The 18,237-nt window shown below is 66.1% G+C and carries 19 protein-coding genes and 1 pseudogene; 11 read left to right on the top strand and 9 right to left on the bottom strand.

Annotation, left to right across the window (positions count from 1 at the left end; translation table 11 throughout):
• Positions 1 to 187 precede the first annotated feature (187 nt).
• Both BLQ58_RS14290 and BLQ58_RS14285 read left to right on the top strand, forming a co-directional pair.
• Positions 188 to 910, top strand: a complete 723-nt coding sequence (locus BLQ58_RS14290) for a response regulator (protein ID WP_092598941.1) — start codon at positions 188 to 190, stop codon at positions 908 to 910.
• A gap of 9 nt (positions 911 to 919) precedes the next feature.
• Positions 920 to 2,839, top strand: coding sequence for a sensor histidine kinase (locus BLQ58_RS14285; RefSeq protein WP_092598938.1), 1,920 nt, complete (start codon positions 920 to 922; stop codon positions 2,837 to 2,839).
• Between the two features lie 40 nt (positions 2,840 to 2,879).
• Here BLQ58_RS14285 and BLQ58_RS14280 read toward each other — a convergent pair whose 3' ends face one another.
• The 3 genes from BLQ58_RS14280 to BLQ58_RS14270 all read right to left on the bottom strand — a co-directional run bounded on the left by BLQ58_RS14280 (position 2,880) and on the right by BLQ58_RS14270 (position 5,326).
• Complete coding sequence (locus BLQ58_RS14280) at positions 2,880 to 3,404, bottom strand: carboxymuconolactone decarboxylase family protein (RefSeq protein ID WP_092598935.1); 525 nt, start codon at positions 3,402 to 3,404, stop codon at positions 2,880 to 2,882.
• A gap of 51 nt (positions 3,405 to 3,455) precedes the next feature.
• A complete protein-coding gene (locus tag BLQ58_RS14275; protein WP_092598932.1) occupies positions 3,456 to 4,442 on the bottom strand; it encodes a Bug family tripartite tricarboxylate transporter substrate binding protein in 987 nt (328 codons plus the stop codon).
• A gap of 89 nt (positions 4,443 to 4,531) precedes the next feature.
• Positions 4,532 to 5,326 carry an SDR family NAD(P)-dependent oxidoreductase gene (locus BLQ58_RS14270; RefSeq protein ID WP_092598929.1) on the bottom strand — a complete coding sequence of 265 codons (795 nt, stop codon included), beginning with the start codon at positions 5,324 to 5,326 and terminating at the stop codon, positions 4,532 to 4,534.
• Between the two features lie 105 nt (positions 5,327 to 5,431).
• Between BLQ58_RS14270 and BLQ58_RS14265 the strand changes: the two genes are divergently transcribed.
• Positions 5,432 to 6,367, top strand: a complete 936-nt coding sequence (locus tag BLQ58_RS14265) for a LysR family transcriptional regulator (protein ID WP_092598926.1) — start codon at positions 5,432 to 5,434, stop codon at positions 6,365 to 6,367.
• Positions 6,368 to 6,615: 248 nt separating this feature from the next.
• Here BLQ58_RS14265 and BLQ58_RS14260 read toward each other — a convergent pair whose 3' ends face one another.
• Together BLQ58_RS14260 and BLQ58_RS14255 are read right to left on the bottom strand one after the other, a co-directional pair.
• On the bottom strand, positions 6,616 to 7,236 hold the full coding sequence (locus BLQ58_RS14260) for a GNAT family N-acetyltransferase (protein ID WP_092598923.1): 621 nt from the start codon (positions 7,234 to 7,236) through the stop codon (positions 6,616 to 6,618).
• On the bottom strand, positions 7,233 to 8,306 hold the full coding sequence (locus BLQ58_RS14255) for a sensor domain-containing diguanylate cyclase (RefSeq protein WP_092598920.1): 1,074 nt from the start codon (positions 8,304 to 8,306) through the stop codon (positions 7,233 to 7,235). The genes BLQ58_RS14260 and BLQ58_RS14255 overlap by 4 nt, the downstream gene beginning before the upstream one ends.
• Positions 8,307 to 8,380: 74 nt before the next feature.
• On the opposite strand from BLQ58_RS14255, the gene BLQ58_RS14250 reads away from it, so the two are divergent.
• The 3 genes from BLQ58_RS14250 (at position 8,381) to BLQ58_RS14240 (ending at position 10,756) form a co-directional block, all read left to right on the top strand.
• Positions 8,381 to 8,689, top strand: a complete 309-nt coding sequence (locus BLQ58_RS14250; RefSeq protein ID WP_092598917.1) for a DUF1272 domain-containing protein — start codon at positions 8,381 to 8,383, stop codon at positions 8,687 to 8,689.
• Positions 8,690 to 8,838: 149 nt separating this feature from the next.
• Positions 8,839 to 9,819, top strand: coding sequence for a Bug family tripartite tricarboxylate transporter substrate binding protein (locus BLQ58_RS14245; RefSeq protein ID WP_092598914.1), 981 nt, complete (start codon positions 8,839 to 8,841; stop codon positions 9,817 to 9,819).
• Between the two features lie 7 nt (positions 9,820 to 9,826).
• A complete protein-coding gene (locus BLQ58_RS14240; RefSeq protein WP_092598911.1) occupies positions 9,827 to 10,756 on the top strand; it encodes an SMP-30/gluconolactonase/LRE family protein in 930 nt (309 codons plus the stop codon).
• Positions 10,757 to 10,798: 42 nt separating this feature from the next.
• Here the strand turns inward: BLQ58_RS14240 and BLQ58_RS29680 are convergent, their stop codons facing one another.
• The 4 genes from BLQ58_RS29680 to BLQ58_RS14220 form a co-directional block, all read right to left on the bottom strand.
• On the bottom strand, positions 10,799 to 11,221 hold the full coding sequence (locus tag BLQ58_RS29680) for a rubredoxin (RefSeq protein ID WP_092598908.1): 423 nt from the start codon (positions 11,219 to 11,221) through the stop codon (positions 10,799 to 10,801).
• 104 nt (positions 11,222 to 11,325) lie between these two features.
• Complete coding sequence (locus tag BLQ58_RS14230) at positions 11,326 to 11,748, bottom strand: VOC family protein (protein WP_092598905.1); 423 nt, start codon at positions 11,746 to 11,748, stop codon at positions 11,326 to 11,328.
• Positions 11,745 to 12,707, bottom strand: coding sequence for an isopenicillin N synthase family dioxygenase (locus BLQ58_RS14225; protein WP_092598902.1), 963 nt, complete (start codon positions 12,705 to 12,707; stop codon positions 11,745 to 11,747). Before BLQ58_RS14225 ends, BLQ58_RS14230 begins: the two co-directional genes overlap by 4 nt.
• A gap of 12 nt (positions 12,708 to 12,719) precedes the next feature.
• Positions 12,720 to 13,757 (bottom strand): ABC transporter substrate-binding protein, encoded by a 1,038-nt coding sequence (locus BLQ58_RS14220; protein ID WP_092598899.1) that lies wholly within the window; start codon positions 13,755 to 13,757, stop codon positions 12,720 to 12,722.
• A gap of 229 nt (positions 13,758 to 13,986) precedes the next feature.
• Here BLQ58_RS14220 and BLQ58_RS29730 point away from each other — a divergent pair.
• From BLQ58_RS29730 to BLQ58_RS14195, 5 genes and pseudogenes are all read left to right on the top strand, one after another.
• Positions 13,987 to 14,109: pseudogene (locus BLQ58_RS29730) on the top strand (hypothetical protein); the annotation flags it as partial.
• Positions 14,110 to 14,132: 23 nt separating this feature from the next.
• A complete protein-coding gene (locus BLQ58_RS14210; RefSeq protein WP_254775944.1) occupies positions 14,133 to 15,209 on the top strand; it encodes an NAD(P)/FAD-dependent oxidoreductase in 1,077 nt (358 codons plus the stop codon).
• An 82-nt stretch (positions 15,210 to 15,291) separates the two neighbouring features.
• Complete coding sequence (locus BLQ58_RS14205) at positions 15,292 to 16,551, top strand: flavin-dependent oxidoreductase (protein WP_092598891.1); 1,260 nt, start codon at positions 15,292 to 15,294, stop codon at positions 16,549 to 16,551.
• Between the two features lie 41 nt (positions 16,552 to 16,592).
• Positions 16,593 to 17,744 carry an ABC transporter substrate-binding protein gene (locus BLQ58_RS14200; protein WP_092598889.1) on the top strand — a complete coding sequence of 384 codons (1,152 nt, stop codon included), beginning with the start codon at positions 16,593 to 16,595 and terminating at the stop codon, positions 17,742 to 17,744.
• On the top strand, positions 17,741 to 18,235 hold the full coding sequence (locus tag BLQ58_RS14195; protein ID WP_092598886.1) for a DUF3237 domain-containing protein: 495 nt from the start codon (positions 17,741 to 17,743) through the stop codon (positions 18,233 to 18,235). Before BLQ58_RS14200 ends, BLQ58_RS14195 begins: the two co-directional genes overlap by 4 nt.
• The last annotated feature ends 2 nt before the right edge of the window (positions 18,236 to 18,237 follow it).

Below are 18,237 nucleotides of genomic sequence, written 5' to 3'. Positions count from 1 at the left end.
CCGTGGTTTCGCATCCGGGCAACGCGTGCAACAATTCGGACGCATCGTAGCGTTACCCTCGCGGCGTGTATGTCCCCCGAACAAGTGACATGAGGCCGCTTCCCCTCTTGCGTGGGGGACGTTCGCGGTTGCACGAGCCGCTGCCAGTGTCGTGCGCAGCCTTGTCGACTTCGCAACCCAACGCATCATGACGAACACTCGCCCGCCTCCGCCTGTCCAGCCCGCCCAGACCATTCGCGTCGCCCTGATCGAGGACGATCCACGTTTCAGCACCGCGTTCACGCAGGCGCTCGCAAGCGCGCCGGACATGCGCGCGGCCGGTGCAGCCGCCACGCTGTCCGCCGGGCTGTCGATGCTGCGCTGCGCGACACCCGCCGATATCCTGGTGATCGACCTGGGCCTGCCGGACGGCTCGGGCGTCGATGCCATCCACGCCGCCCGCGCCGCATGGCCCTGCTGCGAAATCATGGTGGCCACCGTATTTGGCGACGAGTCCCACGTCATGCGTTCGATCGCCGCAGGTGCCACCGGCTACCTTCTCAAGGACAGCAGCGCCGCGGACATCGTGCGCGAGCTTCGCTCGCTCCATCAGGGGGGCAGCCCGATGAGTCCCCTGATCGCCCGGCAGGTGCTGCTGCGCATGCGCGCACCAGCGTCTGCCGCCCCCACCGGATCGCCGCCCGCGGCCCCGGTCGCCGCTACGTCAACGTTGTCGCCGCGCGAATTTCAGGTGCTGACCGATATCACGCGCGGCTTCTCTCACGACGAAATCGCCCAGCGCCTTGGCGTGTCGCGCCATACCCTGCTGACCTACGTACGCCGCATCTACGTCAAGCTGGACGTGCATTCGAAGATCGAAGCCATCAACGTGGCACGCACGCAGGGCCTGCTCGATGAACGCGCCCGATGAATGCGCCCGATGAACCGGCCGCTGACCATTAAGCGTGCCTGGCATCGCTGGCTGGCGTTGGCACTATGCCTGGCGGCCGCTTTCGTCGGCACATGCGCCCAAGCCAGCAGCCCGCCGCTGCATGTCACCCGCGCGGAAGTGCGTATCACGCCGGCCGGTTCGCTCGACTCGCCGCCAATGCAGCTGGCCATGTCCGAGCGTGCCGGGCCCTGGCAGCCCACCCCCCTGCCCATCGTGGTGCCGCGCCAGATTACGCCAGATTCGCTCGACAACGGCGCTGTCACTACCGTCTGGGTGCGCGTGCCGGTGCCGGATGCCGCCGAGAGCGGCGAGGCTGGCGATCAACTGTATCTCTACGCGCCGCGCTGGCAGACGGTCGGCCGCCTGGCCGTCTATGTCGATGGCCAGCTGCGCTGGCATTCACGCGCCGGCCCGGTCTGGAACAGCTACAACTATCCGCTGTGGATTCCGCTGGGACCCAACCCGCACGAAATCGTCGTGCGCATGGACATGGCCGGGCAGATTGGCGGCGCCTTGTCGACGATGCGCATCGGCACCAACGGGCAATTGCTGTGGCGCTACGCGCTGCGCAGCTTCCTGCAGACCCAGTTTCCTTATCTTTCCAGCGGTGCGTTGCTGGCCATCGGCATCTTCTCACTGATGATCTGGTGCCGGCGCCGCGCGGAATCCCGCTACCTGCTCTGCTTCCTGGCCGCCGGCAGCTATTTCCTGCATACGCTGCAGTATCTGGTCGGGCAGGACCCGCTGCCGATTCCCGAAGCGTGGTTCACCTGGCTGGCGTTCAACAGCATCGCCTGGCTGATCCTCACGTGCTACGTCTTCATCTTCCGGTACCTTGATGTCCGCTACCGGCGGCTCGAAGCGGCACTGATCTGCATCGTAGTGTTCCTGGCCACCAGCACGCTGCCGCTGTCGTGGTTCACGCACGCGGTCTTCCTGTTCCCGCTGTCGCAGTTGCTGCTGGTCTGCCTGAACCTCACCGCATCGATCGCCGCGCTGCAGGCAGCGTGGCGCGCCCGTTCGCGCGAGGCGCTGCTGTTCTCGATCTGGAACGCGATGAGCACGCCCATCGCCGTCCACGACGTGCTGCTGCAGAACTACCGCCTCAGCATCGAAGGCATCTACCTGCTGTCGTACCTGGGCTGCGTACAGCTGCTGCTGTTCATGTACCTGATGTACCGCCGCTACATCGGCGCGCTGGAACAGGTCGCACAGGTCAATGCGAGCCTGGCGACGCGGCTGGCGCAGCGCGAGGCCGAACTCAACGAAAGCCATCGCCAGCTACGCGAGATCGAGCGTCGCGAGACGCTGGCGCAGGAGCGCCAGCGCCTGCTGGAAGAAATGCACGACGGGCTGGGCTCATCGCTGATGAGCGCGCTGCGCGTGGTGGAACAGCGTGGCGTAGCGATAGACGTCGCACAGCTGCTGCGCGAGTGCATCGACGACCTGAAGCTCACCATCGACTCGCTGGAGCCCGATTCCGCCGATCTGCTCCTGCTGCTGGCCACGTTGCGCTATCGGCTGGGCCCACGCCTCGAAGCCGCCGGCATCCAGCTGGTGTGGGAAGTGGAAGACGTGCCACCGCTTCAGTGGCTCGACCCGCAAGGCGCGCTGCACGTGCTGCGAATCGTCCAGGAGGTGTTCACCAATATCCTGAAGCACGGCAGCGCCACCGCGATCCGCGTGCAGACCGGCGCGGCGGACGCCACCGTGACGGTCCGCATCCACGATAACGGCGCGCCGTTCGACCCCAGTGCGGTCTCGCCCGCGCATGGCGGACGCGGGCTGGCAAACCTGCACCGCCGCGCCCAGGCCATCGGCGCCGCCATCGGATGGCAGGCGGACGGAAGCGGCACGTGGTTCGCCCTGCACCTTGCCGTAGCGCGGCCAGCAACGACCGACGCCTGAGCGGCGTCACCGCAACCGCCCCGGCGACGGCGCGACGGCGCTAACGCGCGTCGTGCGAATGCACCTGCAGCGCTTCCAGGAAGCGTGACACCATGTTGTAGGCCGCGATGGTGGCCGTCAGCTCCACCACCTGCCGGTGCGGGAATCGCTGGCGGATGGCCTCGGACACCGATGCCGGCACCTGTATGTCGCGGGTCATGGCATCGGTGTAGGCCAGCACCGCACGTTCCGTATCATCGAACAGGCCACTGTCCTGCCACGACGCCAGATCGTCCAGTTGCGCCTGCGTCATGCCCTCCTTGAGCGCGATGGGCGCGTGCTGGTCGGCCTCGTACGGCGCGCCATTGAGGATGGCCACGCGCATGATCACCAGTTCCCGCAGTGCGCCCGGCAAGCTCGATTTCTGCCGGATCGCCGTCAGATAGGTCAGCCAGCCCTCGGCCACGGGCGGCGCGTGGAGCAGCATCTGGTACAGATGCAGCACGCCGCCGCGCTCGGCCGTGATGCGGTCCACCAGCGGACGTACCGCCGGATCGGACAGATCGGCATAGGGAATGTTGGCCATGTTGCTGTGCTCTCCTGTGTTCCTGTTTTCCTGTGTCCCTGTACGCGCGGCTTATTCCGCCACGATGATCTTGCGCTTGACCAGCTCGGCCATCACGTCAGAATCCTTCCTCACGCGCGCCGAGAACGCCTCGGGGCTGTTGTTGACAATATCGAACGCATTTTCCGCGAACCGTTTCGACACCTCGGGATCATGCATGACTTCGCGGGTGGCGGCCAGGATCTTCTCGCGCACGTCGGACGGCAGCCCCTTGGGCGCCACCAGGCCGATCCAGGTCGGATATTCGAAGCCCGGGATCGACTCGCTCATGGTCGGCACGTCGGGCAACATCGCCGACCGCCTGGGCGAGCTGACCGCCAGCGCGCGGATCTTGCCTGCCTGGATATGCGGCAGCATCACGGACAGCCCGGCGAACGCGTACTGGATATGCCCGCCGAGCAGGTCGGTCAGCAACGGCGCCGCCCCCTTGTACGGGATGTGCGTCGTCGACAGTTGCTTTGCGATGTTCAGTTGGGCACTGTTCACATGGCCCGCCGATGCCGTACCGGCCGATCCGTATGACGTCTCCGGATGTGTCTTGAGGTAGGTCACCAACTGGTCGACGTTCTTCACCGGCATGTCGCTGCGCACCACCAGTACCTGCGGCGTGGTCACCAGCAGGCTCAGGTAATCAAACGAGTTGAATGTGTCGAAGCGCAGGTTCTTCACTGTGTAGTGGTTCACCGCCTGGGAATCCAGCGCCAGCATCAGCGTGTATCCGTCGGGGCGGGCCCGGGCCAGTTCCCCTGCACCGAGCGATCCGCTGGCGCCGGGCTTGTTCTCGATCACCACGGTTTGCCCGAGTTGCTTGCCGAGCGCGTTGGAAATGGTGCGTGCGGTCTGGTCGACCGCACCACCGGGCGCGAACGGTACGATCAGCCGGATGGGCTGGGTCGGATAGGGTTGCTGCGCCTTGACGGGCGCCATACCGAGCATTGCCGCCAGGGCCGTCGCGACCAGTGCGGCGGCACCAGACAGACGTCGGGAAATGCGTGTCATCGTTGTCTCCTTTCTTGATTGGGTGATGACTCGATGCCGGCGGACTCTGCGGTCCGTCCCGGCGGATACGCGCGGCGGATTGCCGCCTGTCAGCGCGTCGCGGCCACCAGCCCGCCATCGACGACGATTTCGGTGCCGGTGACATAGCGGCTTTCGTCCGCCGCCAGGAACAGCACCGCATGCGCGGTATCCCAGCCGTCGCCCATGCGCTTCATCGGCACCTGGTTGTTGCGATGCGCGATAAAGCCTTCGGTGTCGCCCTTCGCGTATTTGGCGGCCAGGCCCTCGATCAGCGGCGTGTGCATCAGCCCCGGCACCACGCAGTTGAGCCGGATGTTGTCGGGTGCGTGAATCACGGCCGTGGTGCGCGTGAAATGCATGAGCCCCGCCTTGGCGGCCGCATAGGCAACCTGCGGCTTGCCCACATAGCGCAGGCCCGCCACCGACGCCACGTTGATCACGGATCCGCCACCCTGATGCTGCATGATGGGCAGCACATGCTTGCAGCCCAGGAACGCACCCTTGAGGTTGACCTGCATCTGCGCGTCCCAGACCGCCTCGTCCATGTCGACCGGGCCGCCGGGCTGCGACAGGCCGACGTTATTCACCAGGATGTCGATCCGGCCATAGCGCGCCATGCACGCCTGCACAGCCTTTTCCACCTGCTCCGCCCGCGTGCTGTCGCAGGCCATGATTTCGGCCTCGAAGCCTTCCGCCCGGATCAGGTCGCGTGTCTCGTTGGCGTGCCCGACATGCAGGTCGGTGCCGAACACGCGGGCACCCTGGCGCGCCATCAGTACCGCCGTGGCGCGGCCGTTGCCCCAGCCCCTGGCCACCGCGCCACAGCCCATCACCAGTGCCACCTTCCCATGCAGATCCAGCATGCCGCGTCTCCGTGTCATCGTTGTCGTGAAATTTGCCGGCCCATTCTAGGCAGGCTACATTTATTGCGGAAATTCCATTTATCGATAAATTGATAGGTGCCAGGAATGAATGTCACACCGCGCCAGCTACGCATCTTCCTTGCGCTGGCCCAGTCGCTGAACTTCAGCCGCACGGCTGAACAGTTCTTTGTCACCCAGCCCTCGCTGAGCAAGACGGTGAAGGATCTGGAAGACGAACTCGGCGTCGCGCTGTTCGAGCGTTCCACGCGCAGCGTGCGGCTGACGCCCGCCGGCGAGCAACTGGTGCCGATGGCACGCCGCATCGTTGGGGAATTCGACACCGGCCTGCAGCAGATGCAGAACCGGGCCGAACAGGAGGCGCACCGGCTGGCCGTGGCGGCGCTGCCGTCACTGGCCAACGTGCTGCTGCCCGGCGTGTGCGCAGCCCTGGAGCGGCGCTATCCGCAGCCGCATCTCACCGTTCACGACTGCGCGGATCAGGCAGCCGTCCGCCGCGTGGTCAGCTATCAGGTGGACTTTGCGCTGGCGTCGGCCTCGCCGTCCAATCCCGACCTGCACTACGAGGAAATCCTGCGTGACCGCTTCGTGCTGCTGGCGCCGGCAGCGTGGCGGCAGCGGCTGGGCGCGCGAACGCAGATGGAGAACCTGAACGACCTGCCGCTGATCAGCATGACCGATGCCAGTACGGCGATGAAATACATGAGTGCGGCCTTCCTGCAGCGGGGCGTGGTGTTCCGCCCGAAGCTGCAGTTGGACCAGATCGGCACCATCGCGGGCTTCGTCAAGCAGGGGTTGGGCATTGCCGTGCTGCCGTACCTGGGCATCATGCCGTTGCTGTCGCTCAAGGGCATGTCGGTGACGGAGATCGTGGACGGCCCGGTGCGGTCGGTGGGCATCGTTAGCCGCAAGGCGTCCACCGCGTCGGGCATCGCCAGCCAGGCCATGGCTGAAGTACGCACCGTCGCGGATCGCCTGATCCAGCAGGCGCCGGAATGGATCTGGCCGCCGGGCGGCGCCTAGCGAATACCGTTACCCGGTTGTCCCGCTATTTGAAGGCCGCCATCCAGTACCCAGGCGGATCTGTTTCACCACGTTTCCGGCTGCGGCCCGGCCTGGCCGATTCGTCAGCACCTGATGGAAGTCCTGCTGCGGATGCCATTCCGCTGCAGCCGCGCCGAATGGCTCACGCGACGACTGCACGCCACGACTGCACGCCACGACTGCAGGCCCTTACGTTGCGGATATAGACCGCAACGCCGTGATTGCCGCTAGCCCCCGTGCCCAGTGGCCGTTTCACCGCAGTGCCGGCACCGGCCGCGTCTTGCCATGGCCCATGCTTCGCGCGTCAGCCGGTAGAGCACATGCCGTTCAAGCCGATGGCCGGGCGGCAGCGCGGGATGATCGAAATCGCCGGCGGCGTCATGGTGCATGCCCAGCCGCTGCATCACGCGTTCGGACCGCCGGTTGATGGCCGCCGTGAACGATACGATCTCGTCGATCTGCAGGACATCGAATCCATAGGCCAGCGATGCCCGTGCCGCTTCCGTTGCATAGCCTTGCCCCCAATGGTCATGGGTCAGGCGCCAGCCAATCTCCACGCGGGGGCCGAAGGGCGTCTGCCATGCCGGAATGCTGAGTCCCGTAAAGCCGATGAACGTGCCGGCCCCCGACGGTTCCTTCCGCGCCAGCGCCCACAGGCCGAAGCCATGCTGCGCGTGATGGGCCACGATGCGGTCGAACAGCGCATCGCTTTGCACATCGGTCAAAGTGGATGGAAAGCATGCCATGACGCGCGAATCGGCATTCATGGCACGAAACGGCGCACGGTCCGCCTCGCACCAGGCCCGCAGCAGCAGCCGCGCCGTGGGCGCCGGCCCCTGCACGGTCATCGGGAATGCACCTTGAAGGCGTCGCCCTGCATCCCGGCGCGATCCACGGCCGCGATGCGATTGCGGCCGTTGTCCTTGGCGTGGTAAAGCTGTGCGTCGATCAGGTTCAGGAAGGCCGTGGCGTCGCTGCGGTCGTTCGGCACCATCGTGCCCACGCCAAAGCTGGCCGTCACGCGCTGATCGTAGGGCGAGCGCAGATGAGGGATGGCCGCCGCCGCAATCAGCTCGCGGCAACGTTCGGCCACTTTCACGGCCGTATCGGCATCGGTATTGCCGAGCACCATCGCAAATTCTTCGCCGCCAAAGCGGCCCAGGAAATGATGCTCGCCCAGCGCGTCGCGCAGCACCGACGCAATTCGCTTCAGGCAGCCATCGCCCTGCACGTGGCCGTAGTAGTCGTTGAAGGACTTGAAGAAGTCGATGTCCATGATGATCAGCGACAACGGCATGCCCGTCACCGCCGCCGCATCCCATTCCGCCTGCAGGACGGCATCGAACTTGCGGCGATTGCCCACGCCGGTCAGGCCGTCGGTGAACGACAGGCGCTCCAGTTCCTGCTGCAGCTGGGCCAGCATCTCCTCGGTGCGCTTGCGCTCGCTGATGTCGAACATGAAGCCGACCAGCGAATCCACCTCGCCCTGCGCGTTGCGCACCACGTGGACCACGTCGCGCAGCCACACGTAGCCGCCATCGCGCGTCAGCGCGCGATAGTCCGCCTCGTGATCCGTGCCGGCCTGTGACTGCGCCACGCAGAAATTGACCACCTGCTCCCGGTCATCGGGATGCATGCGGTCGGCCCAGTCGTTGACGGTCTTCCATGTCGACGGTGCCCAGCCCAGCAGCGTTTCGATCTGCGGGCCGATATAGGCAAACTCCATCGTCGCCCAGTCGATCTTCCAGGGAATGGCCTTCGTCGATTCGAGCAGCGTGCGGTAGACGGCGTGGTCGTCCTCGCCAGGCGCATGCCCCGGCGGCGCAAGCGATTGCTCATGGCGCACGAACGCGGCCTTGAGGACGCTGCTGGCGGGGTCGTTGGCGGGATGTGGATGGTCGTCCTGCGCGGCGGTCATGACTTGATCGGATGACAGAGGAGAAACTGAAGGCGGCTATGATGGCACGAACACGAAAAGGAAAGGAGACACCCATGCTGGAACTGCGCCCCACGTGCGAACACTGCAACACCGCGCTGCCGCCGGCCTCCACGCAGGCCCGCATCTGCAGCTTCGAATGCACGTTCTGCGCCGATTGCGTGGACAACGTGCTCGGCAACGTCTGCCCCAACTGCGGCGGCGGCTTCACGGCGCGCCCCATTCGCCCGTCGCGCGACTGGAAGAACGGCAACACCGTGGGCAAGTACCCGCCGTCCGCCACGATAAAGCACCGCCCGGTGGACGCGGCCACACATGAGGCGTTCGCGGCCAACATTCTCGGCGTCGCGCCGCAGGATCGGTAGCACCCGCTGCCTCCCCTGCCGGATCGCAGTACTTCGGCCATGAGCGGCATCCCGCGCCGCTTGACAATCTCCTGCCTTTCGGCGCAGCATTAACGGAACAACGTTCTAAACAATAGAACGAAAAAATTTCAGATGCTGCAGGAGACTCCATGACACGCCGCGCCTTCCTGGGTGCCGTTGCGCTGGCCGCCGCCAGTGCAACGGTGGCCCCTATCCACGCCATTGCCGCCGAAACCTTCCCGTCCAGGCCGATCACCGTGATCGTGCCGTACGCCGTGGGCGGCTCGGCCGACCTGATCACCCGCCTGGTCACCACGGGCATGAGCGCCAATGGCACCAGCACGGTGGTGGACAACCGTACCGGCGGGGGCGGCGTGATCGGCTGGAGCACGGCGGCGCGTGCCAATCCGGACGGCTACACGCTGCTGACCATGGAGATGTCTTACGCCATCGCGGCTACGCTGCAGCCCAAGCTGCTGCCGTTCGACCCGAAAACCGCCTTCCGTCATATTTCCGTCGTCGCATCGGTCCCGCACGTGCTCGTGGTCAATCCCAACGTGCCCGCCAAGACCGTGCAGGAGTTCATCGCACTGGCCAAGGCCAATCCGGGCAAGTACTACTACGGTTCGGGCGGCAACGGCACCAATACCCATCTGGGTGGCGCGCTGTTCAACAGCGTGGCCGGCACCAACCTGGTTCACGTGCCTTATCGCGGCGCCGGGGCCGCGCTGCAGGACGTCATGGGCGGCCAGATCCAGGCGCTGATCACGTCACTGCCGACGGCACTGCAATACATCAAGAGCGGCAAGCTGCGTGCGCTGATGCTGGCCAACGATGTGCGCTCGCCCGTGCTGCCCGACGTGCCTGCCGCGCCTGAAGTGGGCATGCCAAAGATGGTGATGAAATACTGGGTGGCGTTTTCGGCCCCGGCCGGCACGCCGCAGCCCGTGATAGACCGCCTGAACAAGGACATCGTGGCCGCCGTCAACACGCCCGAAGTCAGGAAGCAGTTGCAATCGCAAGGCCTGGACCCGGAAGGCAGCACCCCCGCGCAGGCGGCCAAACTGGTCGACGACGAGATCAAACGCTGGGCCGCCGTGATCAAGGCCGCCAACATCAAGGCAGACTGACATCGCCATGTGGAACGTCAACTTCACGCCACCGCAGATCATCGAAGCGCGCGTGCTCACGCGCATGCCGGACCCACTGCGGCTGCCGCAGCGCAGCGCGTGGGCCGACGCGAACAAGCCCGGACAGATCGCCGACAGCTTCCTGGAAGGCCCGACCTTCGACCACGACGGCAACCTGTACCTGACCGATATCCCGCACGGCCGGCTGTTCCGCATCACACCGGACCTGCAATGGCAACTCGTCGGCGATACCGGCGGCTGGCCGAACGGCATCGCGCTGCATCGCGACGGCAGCCTGTGGATTGCCGACTATCGTCGCGGCATCCTGCGAATGACGCCTGGCCAGGGCGATGTCGAAGTGGTGCTGGGCCATCGCAATTCGGAAAGCTTCAAGGGCGTCAACGACCTGACGTTCGACACGCAGGGCAACCTGTATTTCACCGATCAGGGCCAGACCGGCCTGCATGACCCGTCCGGGCGCGTCTACCGCCTGCGTCCATCCGGCCAGCTCGACCTGCTGCTGTCTAACGTGCCGAGCCCCAACGGCATCGTCATCGATCCGTCAGGCCGCTTCCTGTTCGTGGCCGCCACGCGCGGCAACGCGGTATGGCGCATGCCGCTGCTGCCAGATGGATCGGTGTCGAAGGCCGGCGCCTTCCAGACCTTCTTCGGCACCAGCGGCCCAGACGGTTTGGCGATGGATGCCGACGGCCGGCTGGTCGTGGCGCACGCCAGTCTGGGCGGTGCGTTTGTCATCGACGCGCACGGCTGGTGTACCCATTTTGTGCGCAGCCCGCTGGGCGGCACGGTGACCAACGTGGCGTTCCGGCCCGGCACGAACCGCCTGGTCTTGACCGAATCGGCCAGCGGCTCCGTACTGGAAGCGGAGCTGCCAGGGGTTGGGGCGGTGTTGTTTGGGGATGGCGCGAAGGCCTAGCGCTGCCGCCTGGACCACAAAAAACCCGGGTGCCGCGACGGTTCAGAACTCCACCATCGCAAAGTCTTCCTTGCCGACATCGCACTCCGGACAACGCCAGTCGTCCGGAATGTCTTCCCACCGCGTGCCGGGTGCGATGCCGTCTTCGGGCAGGCCGGCTGCCTCGTCGTAGACCCAGCCGCAGATGATGCAGACCAATTGCTTGAATTCGGCCTCGGCTGCGGTCGACGCCGGCTGCTGGTCCGGGCTGGGAGCTGCCTTCGATTCCGGCACCGCCGGCCCTTCGAGACTGAACACCAGCGGCGCGGCCGTGCCTTCGGTGGCCTGGGCCAGATGCGCCTGCAGGCGTTCGAGCAGCGCCTGCGCCTCATCGATCGACAAATCCAACCAATAGGGGTCGCCGGCGGCGTCGTTCAGGCGTTGCGGGGGAAACTGGATTTCGACGGAAGTGCCTTTCTGGTACATGCGGGGGGCTGTGAAAACTTGAGGGCGTGAAAAAGCAAACAGGCCCCATCTGGGGCCTGATCGCCAAACTTCAAGACGTCGGTGGACGCCGTGCCGCGTCCGGCTCACAGTCTCGCTGGCGTGGCCCCCACTGGCAATGCCGCACAGGCCACCCGAAACACATTGCCCTCGGGGTCTTGCAGCACCACCTGCCACTGTCCATAGTACGTGGCAAACGCCGGCTTGATCACGGTGCCGCCCAAGGCTTCAACGGACCTGCCGGCTTCGTCCACGCGTGCAGGGGTTTCCACCATGAAGGTCGCATAGGCAATGACCGGCGAGACGCATTCCGGCGCTGGACGCCGATCCGCCAATCCCAGCAGCTCATACGCCGCCGCAGCATTGAACCCCAGCTGAAACGTTGGCGTTTCCAGCGCGCGGTAGATGGCCGACTGGCACTGTACGGCCTCGGGGAGGTCGAGCATCTGCCGGTAGAACGCAAACTGCGCGTCGATATCGCGGCAGAGCAGGTTGAACCACAGCTTCATGCGGGCACCTCCGGGACATACGTCTTCCGGTACATCTCGGTCAGATGCTCTCCGGCGGTGCACGGTGCAAAGCGCGGCGTCTCGCCATCTCGCAGGGTGCCAGGCACCGGCTCGATGCGGGCCAGGTAGTCAGGCTCGTAGAAGAACGGAATCGAATAGCGTGGCGCGCCGCCGGAGTGGACATTGCGCACGCGGTGAGGATTCGAGTGGTAGCGGCCGTTGGTCCAGCGGGGCACCATGTCGCCCAGGTTGACGACAAAGCAGCCGGGCATGGGCGTGGCCGGCACCCAGTCGCCATTCGGCATCTGGACTTCCAGCCCACCATGCGCGTCCTGCGCCAGGATCGTTACGGCGCCCCAATCCGTATGCGCCCCCGCGCCAAAGGTCCGCGCGTCGGCATCGGCGGGATGCGCGGGATAGCGAATCATGCGCAGCGTCACCATCGGGCTTTCGCTGGTGTGGTCGAAATAGTGTTCCGGCAGATCGAGCGAGAGGGCCATCAACTGCATGAGCCTGCGCGACAGCACAAGCATCGCGTCGATATAGGCCTGGCACTGCGCCGGCGCTTGCGGCAGTTCCTGGGGCCACTGGTTATGGCCGTAGGTCTGATATCCCGCCTTCACGTAAGGGTGATCGTCCGGATAGGCCATGCCGCAGTAGAAGCTCTCCTTCAGGTCGGGCCTTGCCGCGGCATCGAGCCGTTGGTCCCCGAGGTTTTCGAAGCCGCGCATGGTGGGCGAATTGGCCATGGCCAACGCGTGCCGCGTGGCAACCGGAAGGTCGAGCAGCGCCTGGGCCAGCGCGAATTGCCGGGCGACCATTTCCGCCGCCACGCCGTGATTGCGGACATAAAAGAAGCCCGACGAAATGGCTGCCGCACGGAATGTCTGCGCCACCTCGGCGCTGCGCGCTCCACCGGGGAGCAACGCATCGGTGAGATCGATGACAGGAATCGACATGGGCGCTCCGCGTCAGGCCTTGAGCTTGCGATCCGCCGCCGACGGCAGGAACTGATCGGTCCAGATATCGGTGACGGTCATGCCCGGCTTGATCCCGAACGCGCCCACCGTCTCGTCCACCGTGGCTTGCAGCCGCGGCTGCGTGGCCGCGCCCCATCCGTCGCGCAGCGTATCGGGCGTCCGCATTGCACCGTCGACGATCAGCTTCAGACGCTCGAACTCCAGCGTCTGGTCGGCCAGCGGCTCCCGGGCCTTGACCGCCGCCGCGCCGGCCTTCGGATCCGCCATGGCTTCGATCCAGCCGCGCGTCGACGCCTTGACGAACGCCTTCATGGCCTCGGGCTGTTCCGCCATGCTTCTGCGATTGGCCACCAGACCGTTGCCGTACGATTTCATGCCGTAGTCCGAAAAGCGGAACACCGTCAGCTTCTCCGGCCCCATGCCCCGCGCCTTCAGGTTCAGCAGGCCCGTAAAGTAGAAGTAGGCGGCGGCGTCGAAGTCCCCTTTCACAAAGCGCGTGTCGCCAATGTCCGGGGTCACGCTTTCCCACTTGACCGTCGACGCATCGAAGCCCTGCGCCTTGGCAAACACCGGAAACAGCTTGCGCGACGCATTGAACGGCTGGCCGAGAATTGACTTTCCGGCCAGGTCGCCCGGCTTGACGATGCCGCCGCCCTTGCGCACGATCACCGCGTTCGGGTTCAGGTCGTACTGGATGGCCACCGCCTTCAGGGCGGAGGCCGGGTTGGCGGCGTTGAATTCAATCATCGCCGCCAGGTCGGCCGATGCACAGTCGTAGGCACCGCCGGCCACCAGGCTGATGGCCGACGCCGACCCGTTGCCGGTATCGATCACGACATCGAGTCCGGCGTCCTTGTAGTACCCACGCTGCAGCGCCAGCAGGAAGCCCGCGCCCGAGGCTTCCACCTTCCAGCCAAGGTTGAACTTGAACTTCTGCAGCGAACCGCTGGCGCGCACGATGGCAGGCGCGGCGAACAGCGAGGAAATGGCGGTGGCGCCAGTGGCGCGCAGGAAGGAACGACGGCGCATGGAGAGCTCCGGAAAAAGATGCGTGGGCACATTGGCGAGCAATTTCCGGGCGGCGCGGGGCCGCTGAACGCTTCTACTCTCCGGTGTCCTGTCCAGCAGGTTCCGTGCCACCCGCATTCACGGATTTGGCGCGCGGATTGCACCGCGATGCGCCAATACGCATGCCGGCATGCGCCGGGACGGCGCAACCGCTTGCCCTGTGGCGCATTAGGCAGTACCTTGTGGCGCCATGACAGCCCCCTCCCCTGCCCCCACCCCTTCCGCCCCGCGCATCGCGGTGATTGGCGCCGGCATCGTCGGCAATTGTATCGCGCTCACGCTGCGCAAGCGTGGCGCCACGGTGACGCTGATGGACCGGGAGGGGCCGGCCAGTGGTTGCAGCTTTGGCAACTCGGGGGCGATCAGCGTCGTTCCATCGCGCCGCTGGCCATGCCGGGCGTGCTGGCGTCGGTGCCCAAGATGCTCGTCGATCCGGACAGCCCGCTGCGGCTGCCGCTCAGCTATCTGCCTGCCGCCATGCCATGGCTCACACGCTTCGTACTGTCTGCCGCCCCGCAGCGCGTCGAACGCGCGGCCGCCGCGCTGGCGGCGCTGCATGCGGGCGCCGTGGACAAGCACGAGGCGCTGACACACGAAATCGGCGTGCCTGAACTGTTCATGCGCCGCGGCCACCTGCATCTGTATCCCAGCGCCGCGGCCCTGCAGGCCGATAGCGCGGCATGGCAACTGCGGCAGCGGTTCGGCTTCCGCTTCGAGACGCTCGATCGCGCCGGCATCGATGCGCTGGAGCCCGGCGTGGCGGCGCGCTATCAGGCGGCGATCTACCTGGCCGATCACGGCACGATCCTGAACCCGGCGCGCTATACCCGTGCGATTGCCGATGCGTTCGTGTCGCGCGGCGGCCAGCTGGTGCGTGACGATATCCAGCGGATGACCTCGGGCGCCGATGGCTGGACGCTGCACGGGGCCAACGGCATGCATGTCGCGGACCATGTGGTGGTGGCGGCCGGCGCCTGGTCGCGTCGCCTGCTCGATCCGCTCGGCGTGCGGCTGCAGCTCGAAAGTCAGCGCGGCTACCACGTCCAGTTCACCGGCAGGCGCGATGTGGTGACGCGCACCGTTGTGCTGACCGACCACAAGATCTTCGTCACGCCAATGGAAGACGGGCTTCGGGTCGGCGGCACCGTCGAAATTGCCGGCCTGAAGCGGCCGCCCGATCCGCGCCGCGCCGCCATCCTCGAAGGAATCGCGCGACAGACCTTCCGGGGCCTGTCGGACAGCGCCGTCACCACCTGGATGGGCCATCGCCCCTGCATGCCCGATTCCGTGCCAGTGGTGGGCCAGGCCGCTGGCCATCGGGGCTTGTGGCTTGCCGTCGGCCACGGCCATCTGGGGCTGACCGACTCCATCCCCACCGCCGAACGCATTGCCGACGCGCTGCTTGCCGATTGACGCTCAGGGAAATCGCTGATTCGGCCGCCGTCAACTAGTTATACAGTAGAACAATGCGGCGGCGGCGCCGGGGAGGAAACACATGAAGATCGCGATCGCCGGCGGCGGTATCGGCGGGCTCACGCTCGCCCTGCTCTGTCATCAGCAGGGGTTCGATGTCGAAGTCTGGGAGGCCAGCGAACAGCTGCGGCCGCTGGGCGTCGGCATCAATCTGCTGCCGCACGCGGTGCGAGAGCTCTCGGTGCTGGGCTTGCAGGACGATCTGGCGCGCATCGCCATCGAGACCTCTTCACTGTCCTACTACAACAAGCTCGGCCAGCAGATCTGGCATGAGCCGCGCGGGCTTGCCGCCGGCTACGACTGGCCGCAGTTTTCCGTACATCGCGGCGAGTTCCAGATGCTGCTGTTCCAGACCGCCCTGGCCCGGCTGGGTGCCGATCGCGTCCACACCGGTCACGCGCTGGAGTCGATTGCCAGCACTGGCGGCAACGGCGAGCCGGCGCGTTTCACGCTCAGGCGCCGCAGCGACGATACCCTGGTCGAAGCCAGCGCGGACGTGCTGGTGGGCGCGGATGGCATCCACTCGGCGGTACGCCGCCATTTCTACCCGACCGGCGATGCGCCCCGGTTCTCGCGGCGTCTGCTGTGGCGCGCCACGACCGACGCCGCACCCTATCTCGACGGCCGCTCGATGTTCATGGCGGGCCATCAGGACCAGAAGTTCGTGGCCTATCCGATCTCCGAGCCGCTGCGCACGCAGGGCCGGTCGCGCATCAACTGGATTGCCGAACTGCGCGTGCCCGACGACTATCCGGACACCCCGCCGCGCAGCGACTGGAACCGCCAGGTCGACAAGTCAGTCTTCCAGGCGGCGTTCGAGCGTTGGCGTTGGGACTGGATCGACATCCCTGCGCTGATCGACGGCGCCGAAGCCATCTATGAATTCCCGATGGTCGACAAGGACCCCTTGCCGCGCTGGACCTTCGGTCGCGTCACGCTGCTGGGCGACGCGGCGCACCCGATGTATCCGATCGGTTCGAACGGCAGCGCGCAGGCCATCGTGGATGCGCGCTACCTGACCGACTGCCTGCTGGCAGAGCGCGACCTCGACTACGCGCTGCGCGAGTACGAGGCCGAGCGGCTGCCGCGCACAGCCGGCATCGTATTGCGCAACCGCATGAACGGGCCCGAGCAGGTCATGCAGTTGGCCGAAGTCCGTGCGCCCCAGGGCTTCGCGCGCATCGACGATGTCATTCCGCGCAGCGAACTCGAAGCCATTTCCCAACGCTACAAGACACTGGCCGGCTTCGGGCAGCAGCAGCTGCGGACCCGAAAGCCATAAGCCGCAAACCCTCAAAGAACAAGATCGCAGGAGACCTCGCCATGCCCCATTTCCGTATGCCTCGCACCAGCCTTGCGCTGGCCGCCCTTGCCCTCGTTCTGGCCGCCGGCGCGGCGCAGGCCGACGTGACCGTTGGCGTCAGCATCGCTTCTACAGGACCGTCGGCGTCGCTCGGCATCCCGCAGAAGAACACCATGCCGTTCCTGCCTGCGTCGATTGCCGGCGAGAAGATCCACTACATCGTCATGGACGACGGATCCGACCCGACACAGGGCACCAAGATCGCCCGCCGCTTTGTCACGGAAGACAAGGTCGACGTCATTCTGGGGTCGTCCGCCGTGGCGCCTTCGATTGCGATCTCCGAAGTGGCCGATGAAAGCCAGACCGTGCAACTGGCCTTCTCGCCGATCGAACTGAAGCCCGGTCGCGGTGCGTGGACGTATCGGCTGGCACAACCGGTGCGGCTGATGGCCGATGCGGTGGCCGGCGCCGCCAAGGCGAACGGTGTGAAGACCGTCGCATTCATCGGCTTTGCCGATGCCTACGGCGAGACCTGGCTCAAGGAGTTCACCTCGGCCGCGCAGGCCAACGGCATTCGCGTGATCGCCACCGAACGCTATGCGCGCTCCGATACCAGCGTCACGGCCCAGGCGCTGAAGCTGATTGCCGCCCGCGCCGATGCCGTGCTGATTGCCGGGGCCGGCACCGGCGCCGCGCTGCCGCACACCACCTTGCGCGAGCGCGGCTATACCGGGCCGATTTACCAGACCCACGGTGCGGCCACGCGCGACCTGATCCGGATCGGCGGCAAGGCCGTGAACGGCGCGATCCTGCCGGCCGGCCCCGTCATCGTGGCCGAGCAGTTGCCCGCGTCCAGCCCCGTCAAGAAACCCGGCATGGACTACGTCACGCGCTACGAAACCCAGTATGGCCCCGAGACCCGCACCCAGTTTGGCGCGCATCCCTACGATGCCGGCCTGGTTCTGCAGCGCATCGTGCCGGTCGCGCTGAAGAAGGCCAAACCGGGCACGCCAGCGTTTCGCAAGGCCCTCAAGGACGCCCTGGAAAGCGAGCGCGACATCGTGGTGTCCCACGGCGTGCTGAACTACACCGCCGAGGACCATTTCGGTTTCGACCAGCGCGGCCGCGTGCTGCTCACCATCGACAACGGCAACTGGAAGCTCGTCAAATGACCCGAGTCTCTCCGGCCATTGCGATTCCCACACTGGAACCCGTGGCTGACTTCAGCCTGCAGGTGGCCGCCCCCACCGAGGTGGGCGTCACGGCGCTAGGCCAGCGGCGTGTGATCCCGATCCTGTCGGGCACGGTGCGCGGGCCGCGCCTGAACGGCCGCATCCTGCCGGGCGGCGCCGACTTCCAGCTGATCCGTCACGACGACGGCAGCGACGTCACCACCGCCGATATCGAAGCGCGATACGTGCTGGAAACCGACGACGGCGCCCGTATCTACATCGTCAATGCCGGCGTGCGCACCGGCAGCGCCCACGTGATCGCGCGGCTCAACCGGGGCGAGCAGGTAGACCCATCCGAGATCTACTTCCGTACGACGCCGCGCTTCGAGACCGCCGCGCCGCAGTATCGCTGGCTGATGCAGCACCTGTTTGTGGCAGCCGGCGCGCGCTACCCGGATCGCGTCGAGCTGCGCTATTTCCTGGTCAACTAGGC

It is taken from the genome of Ralstonia sp. 25mfcol4.1 (genome assembly GCF_900104095.1).
Classification (GTDB): Bacteria; Pseudomonadota; Gammaproteobacteria; order Burkholderiales; family Burkholderiaceae; genus Cupriavidus.
Note: the sequence above shows the minus strand (reverse complement) of the source record. Positions and strands in the feature narration are given on the sequence as shown.